The 15,597-nt window shown below is 62.1% G+C and carries 12 protein-coding genes and 2 pseudogenes; 5 read left to right on the top strand and 9 right to left on the bottom strand.

From position 1 onward, the window contains the following. Positions 1–23: 23 nt before the first annotated feature. The 3 genes from ACHIRB_RS06150 (at position 24) to ACHIRB_RS06140 (ending at position 4,836) form a co-directional block, all read left to right on the top strand. Positions 24–548 carry a PIN domain-containing protein gene (locus tag ACHIRB_RS06150; RefSeq protein ID WP_395124807.1) on the top strand — a complete coding sequence of 175 codons (525 nt, stop codon included), beginning with the start codon at positions 24–26 and terminating at the stop codon, positions 546–548. A gap of 1,238 nt (positions 549–1,786) precedes the next feature. Next, a complete protein-coding gene (locus ACHIRB_RS06145) occupies positions 1,787–3,688 on the top strand; it encodes a coiled-coil domain-containing protein (RefSeq protein WP_395124808.1) in 1,902 nt (633 codons plus the stop codon). Between the two features lie 323 nt (positions 3,689–4,011). Continuing rightward, positions 4,012–4,836 carry a hypothetical protein gene (locus ACHIRB_RS06140; protein ID WP_395124809.1) on the top strand — a complete coding sequence of 275 codons (825 nt, stop codon included), beginning with the start codon at positions 4,012–4,014 and terminating at the stop codon, positions 4,834–4,836. 845 nt (positions 4,837–5,681) lie between these two features. Here the strand turns inward: ACHIRB_RS06140 and ACHIRB_RS06135 are convergent. After that, positions 5,682–6,047 (bottom strand): hypothetical protein, encoded by a 366-nt coding sequence (locus ACHIRB_RS06135; protein ID WP_395124810.1) that lies wholly within the window; start codon positions 6,045–6,047, stop codon positions 5,682–5,684. A gap of 11 nt (positions 6,048–6,058) precedes the next feature. Beyond that, positions 6,059–7,255 carry a TRAFAC clade GTPase domain-containing protein gene (locus ACHIRB_RS06130; RefSeq protein ID WP_395124811.1) on the bottom strand — a complete coding sequence of 399 codons (1,197 nt, stop codon included), beginning with the start codon at positions 7,253–7,255 and terminating at the stop codon, positions 6,059–6,061. A gap of 511 nt (positions 7,256–7,766) precedes the next feature. Here ACHIRB_RS06130 and ACHIRB_RS06125 point away from each other — a divergent pair. Continuing rightward, entirely contained in the window at positions 7,767–8,321 is a 555-nt protein-coding gene (locus ACHIRB_RS06125; protein WP_395124812.1) for a hypothetical protein, read from the top strand. Between the two features lie 73 nt (positions 8,322–8,394). Here ACHIRB_RS06125 and ACHIRB_RS06120 read toward each other — a convergent pair whose 3' ends face one another. From ACHIRB_RS06120 to ACHIRB_RS06110, 3 genes and pseudogenes are all read right to left on the bottom strand, one after another. Then, entirely contained in the window at positions 8,395–8,829 is a 435-nt protein-coding gene (locus ACHIRB_RS06120) for a hypothetical protein (protein WP_395124813.1), read from the bottom strand. Further along, positions 8,826–9,992, bottom strand: a complete 1,167-nt coding sequence (locus ACHIRB_RS06115; RefSeq protein ID WP_395124814.1) for a hypothetical protein — start codon at positions 9,990–9,992, stop codon at positions 8,826–8,828. The genes ACHIRB_RS06120 and ACHIRB_RS06115 overlap by 4 nt, the downstream gene beginning before the upstream one ends. Beyond that, positions 9,989–10,216: pseudogene (locus tag ACHIRB_RS06110) on the bottom strand (helix-turn-helix domain-containing protein); the annotation flags it as partial. The pseudogene ACHIRB_RS06110 and the gene ACHIRB_RS06115, both read right to left, overlap by 4 nt. A 105-nt stretch (positions 10,217–10,321) precedes the next feature. On the opposite strand from ACHIRB_RS06110, the gene ACHIRB_RS06105 reads away from it, so the two are divergent. Next, the gene (locus ACHIRB_RS06105) at positions 10,322–10,810 is read left to right on the top strand and encodes a hypothetical protein (RefSeq protein WP_395124815.1); all 489 of its coding nucleotides are present in this window, start codon (positions 10,322–10,324) and stop codon (positions 10,808–10,810) included. Positions 10,811–10,857: 47 nt separating this feature from the next. Here ACHIRB_RS06105 and ACHIRB_RS06100 read toward each other — a convergent pair whose 3' ends face one another. The 4 genes and pseudogenes from ACHIRB_RS06100 to ACHIRB_RS06085 form a co-directional block, all read right to left on the bottom strand. Next, complete coding sequence (locus tag ACHIRB_RS06100; RefSeq protein WP_395124816.1) at positions 10,858–11,439, bottom strand: DUF6262 family protein; 582 nt, start codon at positions 11,437–11,439, stop codon at positions 10,858–10,860. Further along, positions 11,432–13,894, bottom strand: a complete 2,463-nt coding sequence (locus ACHIRB_RS06095) for a tyrosine-type recombinase/integrase (protein ID WP_395124817.1) — start codon at positions 13,892–13,894, stop codon at positions 11,432–11,434. The genes ACHIRB_RS06100 and ACHIRB_RS06095 overlap by 8 nt, the downstream gene beginning before the upstream one ends. Then, on the bottom strand, positions 13,891–15,030 hold the full coding sequence (locus ACHIRB_RS06090) for a tyrosine-type recombinase/integrase (protein WP_395124818.1): 1,140 nt from the start codon (positions 15,028–15,030) through the stop codon (positions 13,891–13,893). Before ACHIRB_RS06090 ends, ACHIRB_RS06095 begins: the two co-directional genes overlap by 4 nt. A gap of 113 nt (positions 15,031–15,143) precedes the next feature. Further along, positions 15,144–15,512, bottom strand: a pseudogene (locus ACHIRB_RS06085) (recombinase family protein); the annotation flags it as partial. Between the last annotated feature and the right edge of the window lie 85 nt (positions 15,513–15,597).

Genomic DNA, 15,597 nt, shown 5'->3' with positions numbered 1-15,597 from the left:
CGCCCGACGGCCCTCGATGGGTCATGGACACCTCCACGTTCACCCACTTCTGCCGTGCAGGTCACGAGGAAGTGCTCGAGCGGTTGGCGCCCCAGGGACTGATCCTGATCCCGGATACCGTGAACGCCGAGGTTGAGGATGGCCGCGAGGCCGGATACGACATCCCGGCGCTTGCGACCCTGTCCTGGGTCGAAATCGGGGTGCTCACCGAAGACGAGTCGATGACACAGCTGTACATCAAGGTCGACATGCCGTCAGGCAAGAGCGATCGTCCTGGGAAGAATCTAGGCGAGTGCGCGGTCCTGGCGTGCGCACAACACCGCGAAATGATCGCCGTAATTGACGACGGTGATGCGCGGGAACAGGCACGTGCGCGGAATCTCAAGTTCATCACAACGATGCGGATCATCGCCGAGGCGCATAGGCGTCTGGACGACGTCGACGCGGAGCACTTGTACGAGGCACTCATCGCAACGGGGATGCGCCTCCCGAAGACAGACAGTTTCGTCGGCTGGGCTTATGCGATCGGTTGGCTACCAGGCGACTGACATGGGCCTCGTCGGCTACTCAAGCTGTCGCCGCCCCGGCACCTGGCTGCAGTTTCGCTGACCCCAACAGTAGGAGAACTTGCACTCTGGCTTCCTGCGCCCGGTGCGGTTTCTCTTCTTTCGCCACCGGATCAGACGGGCGGGCGCGAAAATGTCATCCCAGTTTGGGGGGAGCACACAGCGAAATGGATTCGAAGCGCGTCCAGGAACCCTGGCTGCCGCGCTGGAGGGTCGGGTTCCTCTTTGCCTCCGGCTGAGCCGGGCGACCCTTCACTTAGCGGACGTCTAAGGGTCGTTCAAGGGACTGCAAATCTGTACACGCGGAGCCGACACGACATCTAATAGACAATTGAGTCACTAGATAACTGTCTCTCGGATGTCGTGGGCTCCATACCGTCCGTTTAACTGTCCTTTAGATGCACTTTGTACCGTCTCTAAACTGCTAGCGCATGGCTCCAAAGTGACTTTTGCGCAGTAACTGGAGCGCGGCGTTGTCGTCTTTCTCTGCGGGAATCTGTGTCGCTGACGAATCACCCTGCTACGCACACGATTATCAGGTGGTCCTGGGTCGGTGCGCAGCCGACAGGTCAAGGGGCTCTTGCGTTGTCACGGGCGGCGACGGGAAATACTCCGCGAGAAAACAGCAGTGTCGAACTGCGATAGTCCGGCGATCTTCGGCGCGGGCACATTCGCCGGGGCGAGGTCACCCGCAGGCGTCGTTGGCGCAGCATTGATCCCGGCGCTGGTTCGGAGTAGATCATGGCGGACAACGAGATGTCCGCGATCTTTCGGGAGGTGCTGGCGGTGCGCCCCACAGGTGCGTCTGAGGCTGCCGGCGCGGTGGTCGAGTGCCCGACAGCGGACGCGAGCGAGCGGGTGTTTGGGTCGGCCGTACTCCCAGCACGTAGTGGCGGTCAATGCTTTTGAGGTTCGTCGGGCGCAGCCCTAATGCCTCCGGCAGGGCGCAGATGGAGGGGTGAGCTTGCGAATCGGGAGGGGTGAGCTTGCGAGCCCCGACCACCCATCCTACGGCGCCTAGGAAGGGTCGGCGCGGAGGCTGGATACCAATAGGGGGTACGGGTATTATCGACAGGGAAGGGCCCCGACGATGATGCGCATACACCGGTATCCCCGGAGCGTTGAACCTTCTCCGGTGTGGGGCGGGGCTGGCGACGACCGTGCGAGGCGGAGGACCCTGCCGCAACACACACCGGATCACCGACTGAAGGGAGGATTCTGTGTCCGAGAACGCAAGCCGCGCGAGCATGAATCACCAGGGCCACGGCTCCACCGGAACGGCGGGAGACCGCAAGGCCCGCCGCGGCATCACCCGCGAGGCGCAGCGGAAGACCGAAGGGCCGAAAGCCATCGCGTGGTACGCGAAACACAATCCCGCGATTATTCCCGCGAAAACTCACCTGAATATCGACATGGTCAATGACGGAGCCGGTGGGTTCCGCGAGACCGAGTCGATTGACGAGGTGGTGGCGTACGGCGACGACCGCGCTTCACGGGTGAAGCCCGGCCTCAGGGATGGCAATCGATTTGCTGTGACGACGGTTGGACATCTGCCGTGGGCGTACCTGGAGCCCGATGGCACCGAGTACCAGCCGGTCGACGCTGCCGGTGTGCCGAAGGTCTTCGGCTCGGGTCCGAAGGCGGGACAGCCCATCATGGAGCCTCGGTACCGGATCAAAGCCGACTGTGAGGAGAAGGCGAAGGCCTACTTCAACGATTGGATTGAGTTCCAGGCTGGACTTCTGCCGGACGGGCGGTTGTCGATGCACGGTTACTCGATCAATCTCGACGAGTCGAGGCCGCACATTCAGCTTTTGAGCGATCCGTTCGAGGCCGCACCGAGCAAGAAGGACCCGGCCCGGCTCACCAATGGCTTCTCGCGGGCGTTCGGCTCGCACCCGAAGGACCGCGTGGTGCCGCAGCTTGATGGCCGCGGCGAGCCGGTATTGCTGCCCGACGGGTCGGCCAAGCTGGTGCGCGAGGGTGCCAGCCGGAAGATGGAGCGCTATCAGTCCAACTTTCGAAAGTTCATGATCAAGTGCGGTCACGAGGTCGAGGCCGAGCGCGACGAGGCCCGTCATGATCGGCACTTGGACCTGCAGGACTACAAAGACTTGCAGCACAGTCAGCGCGAAGTCGCCGACACCGCGCAGATGTACGCGGCAGACATCGGCGCGCTCCAGAGCGAGCGTGAGCATCTCGATGACAGCGTGATCGAGGCGCACCAGAGGCTCCATGAACAAATGGCCGGCGAATTGGGGCCGGCCATGGCCGCGGTCGCCGAGGCAGAATCACAGGTCGTCGAGACCTATCGAGCGGGCGAGGTCATGCTTGCCGAGTACAAGATCGCGCTGGACGCGCAGCGCGTCGACCAGACTGCTCGTGAGCAGAGCCTGGTTGCGCGTACCGCAGCCCTGGCCGAGCTCGAGACTGCGTTGATCGCGGACAAGACCCAATGGGACGAGGTCGAGCAGCCGGCGCTGCTCGCCAAGGTCCGAGCTGAGGGTGTGGCAGCGCTCCAGCAGGAATGGTCGGAAACGCGACCCGTGCTGGTAGCCCAGGCCAGGACCGAGGGATTGGCCGAGGGCTTGGCCGAGAGCGGGACCGACCGAGCCGCAGCGGCGCAGCTACTGAAGGACGCTCGAGCCGCCAAGACGGCCGCCGGGGCGTCGTTGGCGCGCCAAGCTGCCGTTGAAACCCGGCTCGCGGCTGAGGAGGACGAGCGGCGCCAGCAAGCTGCTGACCGGATCGCCGAGTACGAGGGCACGCAGATGGCAGGTATTGACGCCCTCGTTGGTGCCGAGGTCGAGCGCCTGGCTGGTCCGGCGGTGGAAGACGCAAAGAGAGCGGGCTTCGAGAGAGGCATGGAGATCGCCAAAGCAACGCTGGCGCGCACGCGGACCGAGCTGCAAGCAGCATATGACGGGCGGCACCGCGAACTCACTGCGTTGCAAGACAGCCTGGGGCGAATGCTCAAATCCGTACCTCGCGACAAGTGGACGCTTGCGATGAACCGGGGATACGCGAAGTTCAGCGAAGAAACGATTGCGCGCGGTAACCAATTACTTGAGGGGAACCCCGCCAGGCGCCAGGCCAAGTCCAACAGCAACAAGTACAGCTAGATTGCGAAGATTTAGCGCCGCAAACGATCTTGGTGCGGAGCCTGGTCTACATTGCGCTCGGTCCTGAGCCGTCGCCGAAGCTCGGTCGACTGGTGGACCGCCTCGCCTCCAGGCCTCGGCGCTCAAACTGGGTCACCAGCTTGCCGGTCTCACACTGGGTCAGATCCATTGTTCGCATCTCTTCGAAGATTGCTTTTGCCGACGACTGCCACGTCAGGAGGTCGGCAAAACCTGACCTTTGGGGCGATGGTCGGGAGTCAGGCCATTTCGCCAAGCTAAGGACCTCGGTCCCAAATGCGCCGAGATCGGCTGCCCTGAAACGGATGTCGGAGCCGGGCTCTATCGTCGACGCCATGACTGAGAGAAGGCCGTACACGGTGCCAGCCGCGGGCATGGAGTACAACGAGTTCGTCGGGTCGCTGGGCCCCTACGGGAACGGCAACCCGGTGAACACCGAGCTTCACGTGCGGTACGGGTTCCGGGGCGGGCGATACTACGACTGGACGATCGAGGTGGTGGCAAGGGAGGGCGACGTCGACTCCTTCCGTGCATCCGGCGAGCGCCCGGTGCGGTATGTGATGGACTCGTTTGCGGTGGAGCCGGGCGCCGTCGTGCACCGGGTCCGCACTGGCCCGGGGCCCGATGACTTCGAGACCACCGTGGCCAGGAAGCTCTACGCCGGCGACGGGGCCGTAGTGGACTCCGGTTACGACTTCTTCATGCAGCAGCTCGCCGAAGCGTGGGACGAGCGGCACGAGACGCGCGACCCCCGCACGGTCGCGACGTTCGGGTTCGCGAGCCGCAACCGCGAGCCGGAGTTCCGCGACGGCACGTATTCATGGGTGCGCAGCACCGTGGTGTGCATCGACGACGACTCTGCCGACGACGTCGTGGTCGAACGCTTGAAGCATTACTTCCCTGACGGCGGAACGGTGGCGGTGCACAGCCGAGCAGCCGAGCGGATGAAATTCTTGAGGGTCGGCGCGGGGTCTCGACCCGCTGACGGTGGCTATGCCAGCGAAAACGACCACGAAGACGAGGGCGAAGACGGCGGGACGATGACCGCGACCGGGTACACGTCGATGGGCATGATGGTCGACGCGATCTACCGCGGGGACGACTGGATCAGCGACGTCCTGCCGTCTTGAATTAAGAGGACAGAGCCCGCATCGGATCTCGGTACGTAGGTCTTCGCGGCTCGGGGTGCTCGATGGGCGGCGCGATCCGATCGACCAGACGGAGTTCAGACCCACCCGCAATGAGGGGTAAAAGAGGCCAAGAGAGGCGGGGTAAAACTACAGTGGGGATCGTGATTCGACGCTGCCGACGGGAACCCATCAGTACGCGTACGACGATTTACCCGACGTGCTGATGAACGGGTCTTCCCTCCACGCTCGTCTGGTGCGCGAGCTGTGCCCCGGTGACTCGAGTTGGATGCGCAGCGACCAGCAATCTCGATTGGGACGGCGGTCGAGCTGCTTGTCAAGAACGTCTTGGCGCGACAAGTTTCCACCTCCTGCCCGACAAGTACTCAGTCGAGACGGCGCTAACACTAGTTGGCAAGGGAGCAGCGTCCGCTCAGTTTCCCGAGCTGACAACGGTTGCGGGACTAGCGGCCTTCGATCGGGTGAGTTCCCAATCGACACCCGCGAGTGCTTCAGCCTTCAACATTTCCGCTGGCGACCACCGGGGCCCCGGCAAAGTCATAGTTGATGCCCGCTGGACTGCGACTTCAGTGCGAGATGGCGCCCGACAAGATGCGTCGATTGGGCGGGCACGACCGTCTCGGTGATGATTCAAGTTCCTCTACAATCGTCACAACCAAGAACGAGTGCTCCCGCAGCCCCATCCCCGCCAATGCATGCCCGAGTGTCCGTCACCGGGTTCCTCGACGCACTCGCCGAAGCAGTTGCGAGGCGCCATCGGGGTAGCTCCCAGGCGGCGCGTCACGATGCCCGCTTGACAAACTCTCCTACATATCAGCTGAGGCGGCTCATTCGAAGCGCAGGTCGGCGACGGACGGCGGCGTATCGGCGTCCCACACATGTTCGAAGGATTGTTCGACCATTGGCCACAGGTGCTGTTCGCCGTCGTACACGGAGTTCACGACGTCAGCCCCGTCACCAAAGACCACGAACTCGTGGGGGATGACTCGTCCCGCTGCGTCTCGTCGCCCCTCCGGGTCCGGGAATCGCACTGCGACCACTTGTCCGCTTCGGCGCCACACCGCGGGTTCGTCCGCGAGTTCGGCGAATGCACGCTCGTATCCTGAAAGCGGATCGCTCAGGCCCGCATCGAGCAAGAATCGAAAACCCCAGTTTCGGCCCCGAGTCGCCCAGATGAGGTGCGACCGAGACACCCCTCTCACGGTCACTTCTGCTTCCTGAGCACGTTCTCGGTCACCGCTTGGTCGAGGTCAATCTTGAACTGCGTGAGCATGGCTCGCAGGTACAGATGCTTCGCGCGCGCGTCCTCGTTCATCTCCTTGAGTTTCGGGCCGACGATCTTGATCGCAGAAGCGAACGCCGCAGGGAGAACTTTGGCCACGAACGCGGCTTGCGCATCGTTCTTGGTGACCATTCGCAGGAGCTTCTCGAATCCTGTGAACTTGGTATCCGTCAAGGCTGCTGCGATCACGTCCGCCCCGTCAGCGAGTGTGTTTGCCACCTTCCACGGGAGCTTCATCCTCTCCTCCCACAGGACACGGCGCTCTAGCGGCAGAAGTGACGCGATGGGGAGTACCAGGTCAAGGCCGATCCGCTGTTTCAGGTCGATCTCGACCGGCTCTGCGCTGTCCGCCTTGAGTTCGAACTTGGCAGACGAGAGGAGCATGAAATCCTCGCCGATGGACAGCGCGTCCGGCGTGACGATAATATCCGCGATTGTCGAGCGAAGCTGCTCGATATCGTCAGCAGCCTTCAGGATGACGAGATCACGGAAGGTATTCACGTCCCAGTCGGGGAGCAGATCGGCCTTGGATAGCGACAGGATCCAGATTCGTGGGAACTCGATCAGCGGCCCGTCATCGCTAAGGAGAGGGCCCTTGAGTCTGACCAAGGCCTGGCGGAAGTTGTGAAAGAGGGACTTGAGGTATCGCTCTTCCTCGCCGCGGTGGTCAAGGAGTTTCTGTCCATCGACGAGGAGGAGGGCAACGTCCGAACTGAGAAGGGTCCTGAATGTGTCGATCCGGTGCAGGTTCTCTTCCTCGCTGCTGGGATCGTCCTGGAACCACTCGCCCGGGTAGTCGTGCCATGCCAGGCGCAACTCGTCGAATGGACGGGACTTTTCCTCATCGCCTTCCCCTGCCTTGAGCTTGACTGAGAAGTCGTATGTGGTGTTCAGAAAGCGGTTTGTCATGGGCGTCTTTGCGCTGTCTCGCATGCCGAGGTAGTTCTGGTACAGGCGAATTCCTTGCCCGCCCTTGTCGGCGACGAGATCCCATAGGTCGTTCTTGTGGGAGCCCTCCTGGGTGCGGCCGTAGAACGATGACACCAGCACGGTCTTGCCCGACCCTGACTCACCAAAGACTGCGATGTTCTGTTGCCGAATTCGCGGATGCTTCGCCATGTCTGGAAACCTATCCCAGCCGTCCGACGCTACCGGTAGGGACCGGTGTACTTCGGCCTGACGCCCAGGGTGGTGGCGACCACCGACCTATATAACGGAGAAGGACTGATGTCCGCGATCAACATCACCGACCTGGCTGGCGCCGTCTAAACCTGCAGAAAAGTGTTCGATGGTCTGGCTGCCGGCCGCCGGGACACCGAGAGCTTCCTGCGCTCAGGGAGCATGGTCGGAGTCTCCGCCCGCTCCGACCTCGCGCTGCATGAAGACTTGCCAGACGTTGCACAGTTTCATCATCAACCACCACGGCTTTAAAGCCTATGCTGTCAATGCCATTTCGCTTTTGGCGTGCATCCTCGATGCGCTGGTGATTCGAGGTTGTCTCGTCACCGGCTGTGCCAGTGTGTGCGTTAGTGGCACCTAATCGAGCCCAGGACGCCTGGAACTGTCACCGCTGTCTGGTATTAACGCGCGAGAGCGACACCAAGTCGCCCAGCACGGACGGGAGGTATCCATGGGATCGAAACCGGTGACCACGGCATTGCGAGCGGCGCTCAGTTTCGCGCGCGATCAGCCGGGTCGGTGCGACGAACGGACCATTGAGTCGTTGCTGTGGGGCGCTTTGGGCGAGTCGCCCGATTTGGCGGAGGCGCTGACCGGTCATCGTGACCTGGACTTCTACCTCGGGATGCACGATCACGCCGACGTCGTTGGCTTCGAGGCCGGGACCACTGAGCACGCGATCGCGGTGATCGAGGTGAAGCTGCGAGCGGCATTCCACTGGCGTAAGCCCTCGGATAAGTCGCAACTCGACGCCTATGCGGAGAGGAGTCCCGCCGCGTCCCTGATCCTCGTCGCCTCAGATCAGTCGATCGCGAATTTCTATGCGCGGGGAACCGGTAAGTATCACCTCGATGGACGCCGCGAGTTCGAGTCCTACGATCGGTGGAACGCCAACATTGTGCCGCTCGACAGGCTCTACGAGATGCTTGATGCTGCATTAGACGGCGTACCGCCCGACGCGTCGGCCGAGACAATCGGGCGCGTTGTCGCGCGACAAGGTGTGTGAGTGCTCGGGAACGAGCACCGTCAAGGCCACCAGGAGGCGGGAGCACCCCGCCTCAGAGAGAATTGTCGTGCTTTCACTCGCTGATGATTGCCTTGAATTCGGCGCTGGTCCTCACTGAGATTTCGAACTCAGTGGCCTTGGCCTGAACAGCCCCGTCGTCGGAGACCACGACCCAAGTCGGCCAGAACAAAAGACCTTCATTTGCGTCTTGGGCGTCGAGTGCGCAGGCCACGATGAGCGGATCGGCATTGCCTTCGTTCGCGTACAGGTCGACGAGCCTGGTGTTGTCGATCGGTACGGTCTCCATGACCTTGACCAGCTGCCGCAGAACGCCTGGGGTGGTGGGGTACTCGCGAGTGCTAAGCGAATCAATGTCGGGGAATCCGCGTGCCTCGTGCAGAACTTCGCTCGGCACATGACATTTCGTGCGGAAGAAGTCGCTTGCACGCTGATCCCTTGACAGTTTGGTCAGGACGTTGTTGTCGATGAGGTACTGGAAGTCGGTCATTGCAAGGCCACGCGGAAGTCATTGAGCTGTGAGGGCTTGAGCTTGTTCAGGCACACAGCTTGGCAGAACTGGCCGGGTGAGAGCTTGCCCGCGTCGAGCGCGTCGAACATCCGTGAGGATAGTTCGCGGCCAGCGTACTTCTTGACGGCGTTGACCGGTAGTGGGTTGCGTGCCGTGGACTTGGGTCTCTCGGTGTGCCGTCGGGCAAGCTCGTCGAGGTGGTGGTTCGCGGTCTCGATGTCAATGCGCTTGAGTCGCATTGCGCGGACCGTCATCGCACTTGGCGTCACCTTGAAGTCTTCGGCTGCAGTCACAATGTCGTCGAGCGATGCCAGCGGCAGACGGCTAATCTCGCCTGTGGGCATTAGAATCTCTCCAACGATCTCGTACTCATGGCCAGGACTAGGCCCCGCGCTCTTCGCGTCATAGGTAACCGGTGCGAAGATCTTTCGCGCGATGAGAACGGTGAGCAGAGTCAGCGTAAAGACCTGCCGGCCGAAGAGCTCTTCTCGGTCAGATTCGCTCGCGAGGAAGATGTACGGGACCTTGTTGTCCTTGATAGTCATTCCGCTGAACTTCTTCTTCAACCGCTGGGGCATGTAGTTGTTGACACTGCGTGAGACCAGGATCTGGTTAGCCTCCAGCCGCTCGATGAGATGCTCCAGTGCGGTCTGCTTGTTCTTCGCCGCTCGCATAGCAGTGTGCGTTAACCCGATGGCTCGCATGAGCATGGCAGCGTCCTCCTCCACGGGCCTCCCCGGCCGTCCCAACAGTCCTACGATCTCGTTCCGAGCCAACGTGTCATCGTGCTTCTTGAGCAAGGCCTGTTTGCGCAGAAGGTCTTTGACGATCAGCTCGATGCTTCGCAGTTCAACCACGTCCCGCGAGTTCACCGAGAAGGTGGACTTGCCAACCCCCTCCAGTAATTTGGCGGTCTTAGTCTCAATCTGCGTTTCCACCAATGGCAATGGTGCGAAGAACAACGAGTAAGGGATCTCGCCTTTCGTGGCCAAAAAGACGAGGTTCTTGAACTTGATCGAGCCCTTGTCGACGGCGTTACGAAAAGCGACGTAGTCGCTTGCCACCGAGTTCTCCAGGAGAGCCTCGAACACGGCTTGAACGATCGGTACACGTTCCCCATCCAGAACTACGTCGATGGTCACGCACTTTTCCCGTGAGAGGCCAAGTCGCCAGCGCGCTCTACGGCGCGGTAGACGGTCGAGCGGGCTACGCCAAAGTCGGCGGCGAGCTCGGTGGTGGTGTGCTCACCGGTTCGCCACAGTTCGACGAGGCGTTTCTCCTGGTTCGATGGGAGTTTGGGCTTCTTGCCACGCAGCTTGCCCTTGGCCTTGGCGACCTGCATACCCTCGCGGGTCCGTTCCTTTATCTGCATGCAAAGGCCCCCGATCGTGGCTGTGAAGTGGGCCGATGGTCTTATTCGGTGAGTCTGGAACTCCGAGACACGTGAGGGACGTGACGTAGCGTTGACGCTGTGCGGAACACATGGCTGGAAAGGCGCGAGCGAGTATTGAAAGCGGTGTGGACGCCTGCGACCGGAATCAGTGATCTCACCGCCGATTTGCCTGATGATTGGTTCGCTGCTGTGCGCCGCCTCGGGCACGACCTGCATGTCCGCCAGTACGGCGGACAGATTGATCACATCGAATTGGTCGGCGAGTACGACGAAGACTTCGGCGGTGTGACGATTCTCGCCAACGTGACATCAAACGGCGGGCAGCCGAGCGGATTAAGCGGCACCGGCAGCCCTTCCCTCGACAGCGATCAGGAAACGATCATTAGCTATGTCGTGGACAGCATTCAAGACTCAATCGGCGACGCCGGAATCGCGTGGCCATGGGGAGACTCAGGCGGCTTCCTGCGCCCACGCATCGAGGACATCCAAGCGATCTGGTACGACGGGCGCCTTGGGCACACTGTCGCGCGAATCGGCGACTTGACCGATCTTTCGCCACCGCTTTGAGATTGACTTGCCGGGCGCCCGAGTCATGCGCACCCCGCCATCTCGGTCTAGCTCGGGTCGCACTGGGATCGGCTGGCCTCTTTCATGTAGCGGCGAAGCAAAATGTTCGCGGTCTCGAGATTGTCGTGTTGTTCGGCGTTGAGCCTGGTGAGGCTTGCGTTGGCCGCAGCGAGGTCGGCATTGTCGGTGCGCAATGTCGCGATGGCCGTCTCGAGGTCTGCGATGCGTGCAACGAGTTCGGAGCGGTCGATCTGCTCGATTTCGGCACCCAAGGTTCGTTGCAGTCGGTCACGCAGTTTGCGTTCGGATCGGCGCAGGACGGCGATCTCGTGTCGGGCGAGCTCGAGGTCGGTCCGCAGCCCGTCCGGCGCGGCGTGAGACTGTCCGCGCGACGACGTCGGTGGCTCGGGTTGTGGGTGTCGTTGCATCCCGCTGTGGATCGCCTGTTTGAGTTCGGGACTGTTGTAGAGCAGCCAGGTGGACACGCCGGCTTCCCGCGCGACACCTGCGAAACTGATCCGCGCCCCCGACTGCAGCAACCGATGCAGAGTGGTCAGAGTGCGTTCGTGCTTGTCTCGGCTGACCTGTTGCCGGGCCGCGATCAGCTTGTCCGTACGCGAGTCAGGCATCGATGTCGCCCGCACCGGAGTGAGTAACGAAGAGGGGCAACGCCTTTCGATGACGTTCCCGGGCAGAGCGGATGGTGCCGATCGCGGCGTCGAGCCCTGCCCGTTCGTGCGGGTCGAGTTGGGCGAGGTTCGCGGTCATCTTGGCCAGGATGGATTCGAACATCGCCAGGTTGTAGCGAAGGTTGTCCACCACTGGTGGGGCGGCACACAGCTGCGCCTCCATAATGTCGGCCTTGATCTTGCGGATCTCTTGCTCGATCTCGGGAATGTAGGACGGGTCCGGCCGGTAATGGTCACAGCCGCCGCACTGGAATCGGATCGGACAAGATTTACCACCCGATTTCACGTTCGACGGTTCCACACAGCCACCGAGGAGCGTGGATACCGACCGTCGTTCGTATTCGACCTGATCCACGGCAGGGCGCAGCGACCCGCGACGATCCATCACGAGGGCACCTACTCGTTCGATCGCCTCTCGTTTGCGTTTGGGCCCGACCCGGTAGTACCCCTGCGTGACGGCGACGTTGCGATGGTCGAGCAACGCGGCAAGCACGTCGACGGGCGTACCGGCGTCGGCATGACGCTGCGCATAGGTGTGACGTAGCGAGTAGGCGATCACGTCGCGCCGGTCGATGACACCCTCGGGGCTCGACGGCGTGCGAAGCAGGGCCTCCAACTCGGGGATCGAGTCGACCCACGCGCCGAAGATGGTCCCGAACGCCTGGGCCTTGAAATGGTTGTCGGACTGCGGTTCCGACCGGTGCAGCTGCGGAAACAGATACGCGGTGTCGCGATCGGGTCGCAGAGATGAGACTTTCGCCCGCCAGATCCTCACCACCTCCGCGGTGTTCGCAGTGATGTGTAATCTCCGGTTGAGCCGGTTGGCCTTGGAATTGGTGTAGATCAACACGGGGTCCCCCGCGTTGTCGGAGTCGAGGCAGTCACGGCGCAGTGCGGTGATCTCACCGGGGCGTCTTCCGGTGTCGCGCAGCAGCTGATAGACCGTCTGCCGCATCAATGCGTAGTCGTCGTTCGACCAACCTTCGATGCGGTATTGCGCCGACATCGACGGACGCAGCAGGTCCATGTTCTTGTCCAGGATGTCGACTACCACGTCGGGTAACGCCTTACCGGGGTCGTCGTCGTCTCGGCGTCGACTCTCGGGCCTGCCCCGCAGATGAGCTGTCGTGAGGACGAAGCTGCCGGGGACGTCGTCCATGTGCCCGGCGGACCGGCAGAACGCCAGTATTCCCTTCAGATCCCACAGTCTGCGCTCCGAGTAGTCACTATTGAAGGGTGTGCCCTCACTGGTGGTCTGCCGGCGGCAGTACCCGACGATGGCCGCAATGTCGCCACGTCCCGCCCGTGTGGGATCGGTGAATGCGCGGCTCGTCTCGAGTGCCAGCGACGCCCACGTCAACGCCCGCAGCGTTGGGCGGAGATTCTCGTACGTGGGCAGCGTTTCGGTGGCCCAGGTCTTGCCGAGCCGTCGCAGCCAATCGCATCCGACATCCGACCAGTCGATGACGATGTTGCGGCTGCGCGTGCGCTGGACACTGGGAAATCGTTCCAGCACATCGGGTCCCCACCGATCCGACACGGTCGCATCGGTTCCCTCCGACAGTGACCGCTGCGACTGCAGCAGCGGCATCGTCATCCGCAAGAACTTCGCCGAATGCTCATGCGACGCCGTGACCTCGAACAGGGTGTCCGCCCCCCGCGCGGCCTTCACGAGATTGCGCATACGAAGGATGCTGATGCCGAAGCCGCGACGGTCACGTTCCTGCAGAATCCACAACAGCTCCGCGATGACCGTCTCGCTGCAACCGACGAGGGTGAACTCGTGTGAATGGATCAGCGGCAACGCTTGCGCAGCGAACTCGAGGCGACCGATCGGTGATCCGCCGTTCTCGGTCCGGGCCCGGTACTGATGGTGGTGCGTCGAGCACAGCGGTGTGGCCTCATACAACACCTGATGACGACACCCCGACACTGCGCACGCTGCCAGCGAACCCAATGGCTCTGCGGTGGTGAGGAACTCGGCCAGACCGATCTCACCGACTTTGTTCGCGTAGTCGAACCGGGAGTTGTGGGTGAAGCACAAACCGGTGCCGGAATATCGGGGACGCTCGCACCGCTTCTCGTCGTCGTCGACGACGACGCAGGGATCGAACGGACTGTCATGGAATCGGCGCGCCACGGACCGGCTGCGTGGCTTGCGCTTCGCAACACAGAACGCGCACACCGTGTTTCGGACCCCGTTCGGATTCCTGCAGTCCGGGTTGGCGCACAGATACACGAAGGTCTTCGGGTTGTGCGGATCGCCCGTGAAGATCAGCGTATTCGGGTTCCATTCACCCAGGCGCCAACCTGGCTCCAGCCGTTGGGTAAGGAAGGTTCGCCACCGATCGCCGGGATCGACGGGTCGATTGCGGGCGGGACCTGCTGCTGTCATGGCACCCTGGTCCTTTCGAGCCGGAGACGTTCGACCGTGTAGACCGCCTCACGCATCTGCGCTTCGCACGGGTGCAGGTATTTCGCGGTCGATACCGGGCTTTGATGCCCCAGCAGCTTTTGCACGACATCGATCGGGGCACCCGATCTCACCCACGCGGTGCCTGCTGTGTGCCGCAACATATGCAATCGGGCCTCGACTCCCGCCCGTTTCGCGACCCGCTTCAGACACTTTCGTGTGTTCTGGTACTTCATGGCGGTGTCTCGGTCGTTGCCTGCGTAGAGGTTGACGAACACATAATCCGAGCGGCTGCGTGGGACGAACCGATCCCGCTCGTACTGGTAGTCCCGGTAGGTTTCAACCACGGCCGACCCGACCGGGACACTGCGCGGATAGTGGCTCTTGGCGAGCGCGTCGTTGTCGTTGACCCGCCGTCGTACGTGCAGGTGGGCGCCGACGACCGCGCAACCCAACACGCGGGAATCCGGCAGAAAATGAAGGTCCTCACGGTGCAGACCGAGGACCTCACCGACCCGCAGTCCGGTCTCCACCATCAGTTGGATCAGGAAGAAATCTCTTATGTTGGTCGTCGCCGTGAGAAGTGCGGTGACCTCGTCCTCGGCCAGCGACTCCGGCGGGCGGGTCACCTCCTTGGCCTTGATCACCTTCGCCTTGACCACCCGGTGTGAGCCGTCCTCCTGCTGCGCCATTCCATCGGGCAGAAAGCGCAGATGCTTGACCTCGACAAACCGATCGACGATCACAGAATCGATCAAACCGACTCGCGCGCAGTAACGCAGGAACTCGATGATCGCCGTCAAATGCGCGTTCACCGTCTTGCCGGCTCTCAGCTTGCCGGTCCGATTTTGCCCCGCTTCGAGTCCGCGCTTGTACAGAATCAGTTGCGGCAGAGTGATATTCGACCACTCCACGCCCTGAATGTGGCACCAATTGAAGAACCGGCCGACCCTCGGGATGTATGCCCGAAGGGTATTGACGCTCGCCCCGCCTCCGTCGAGATACAAAGCGAATTGAGTCACCTGATCGACAGGTTCCAGGTCGTCGTCGAGAACTAACCACGTGACCTTGCCATCGACAGGCCGGATCGCCTTCTCGACCACGAAAGGCCCGCCCACAAGGGAAAGCTAACCCACGTCACTCACACGGTGAGGGATATCCGTGAGTCACCTCAGGCCGCGAGTCGCAACCCCACGTCACTCACAGAGGCCCGCTGCGTATAGATAAGCATCCGGATCAGGTCGCTCTCGAACTCGGCGATCATAGCCAAGGTGTTGAACATGAGCTTGCCGAACGGATCGGCTGGGTCGTAGGCGCTATTGCCGATAGCCAGCACGACGTTCTTGGCAGCCAGCTCGTCGGCGATCTCGTGGGCGTCGCGGATGCTGCGAGCCAGACGGTCGAGTTTGGTGACCACCAGGATGTCGCCGGCTCGAACGGCACGGATCGCCGATTCGAGCCCGGGGCGCTGGCGATTGCGGCCGGTTAGGCCGTGGTCGGTGTAGACATTGTCGGACTCGACACCGAGCGCGCCGAGTCCGTCGATCTGTGCGGTCAGGTCCTGCTGCGCGGTGGACACACGCGCGTAGCCGATTCTCACGAGTCCAGTGTAGCGGTTTCCGGACCTTCACCGGGCTTTTTTGCGGGCGGGTTAAACGGCACGTTGCGGACTGGGAGTTCGACGT

Source organism: Antrihabitans spumae, from assembly GCF_043944905.1.
Taxonomy (GTDB): domain Bacteria; phylum Actinomycetota; class Actinomycetes; order Mycobacteriales; family Mycobacteriaceae; genus Antrihabitans; species Antrihabitans spumae.
Note: the sequence above shows the minus strand (reverse complement) of the source record. Positions and strands in the feature narration are given on the sequence as shown.

Excerpts from the sequence above, each read along its gene's own strand:
- ACHIRB_RS06150 (WP_395124807.1), top strand. The coding sequence starts at position 24 with ATGGACACCTCCACGTTCACCCACTTCTGCCGTGCAGGTCACGAGGAA.
- ACHIRB_RS06140 (WP_395124809.1), top strand. The coding sequence starts at position 4,012 with ATGTCGGAGCCGGGCTCTATCGTCGACGCCATGACTGAGAGAAGGCCG.
- ACHIRB_RS06130 (WP_395124811.1), bottom strand. The coding sequence starts at position 7,255 with ATGGCGAAGCATCCGCGAATTCGGCAACAGAACATCGCAGTCTTTGGT.
- ACHIRB_RS06125 (WP_395124812.1), top strand. The coding sequence starts at position 7,767 with ATGGGATCGAAACCGGTGACCACGGCATTGCGAGCGGCGCTCAGTTTC.
- ACHIRB_RS06120 (WP_395124813.1), bottom strand. The coding sequence starts at position 8,829 with ATGACCGACTTCCAGTACCTCATCGACAACAACGTCCTGACCAAACTG.
- ACHIRB_RS06100 (WP_395124816.1), bottom strand. The coding sequence starts at position 11,439 with ATGCCTGACTCGCGTACGGACAAGCTGATCGCGGCCCGGCAACAGGTC.
- ACHIRB_RS06095 (WP_395124817.1), bottom strand. The coding sequence starts at position 13,894 with ATGACAGCAGCAGGTCCCGCCCGCAATCGACCCGTCGATCCCGGCGAT.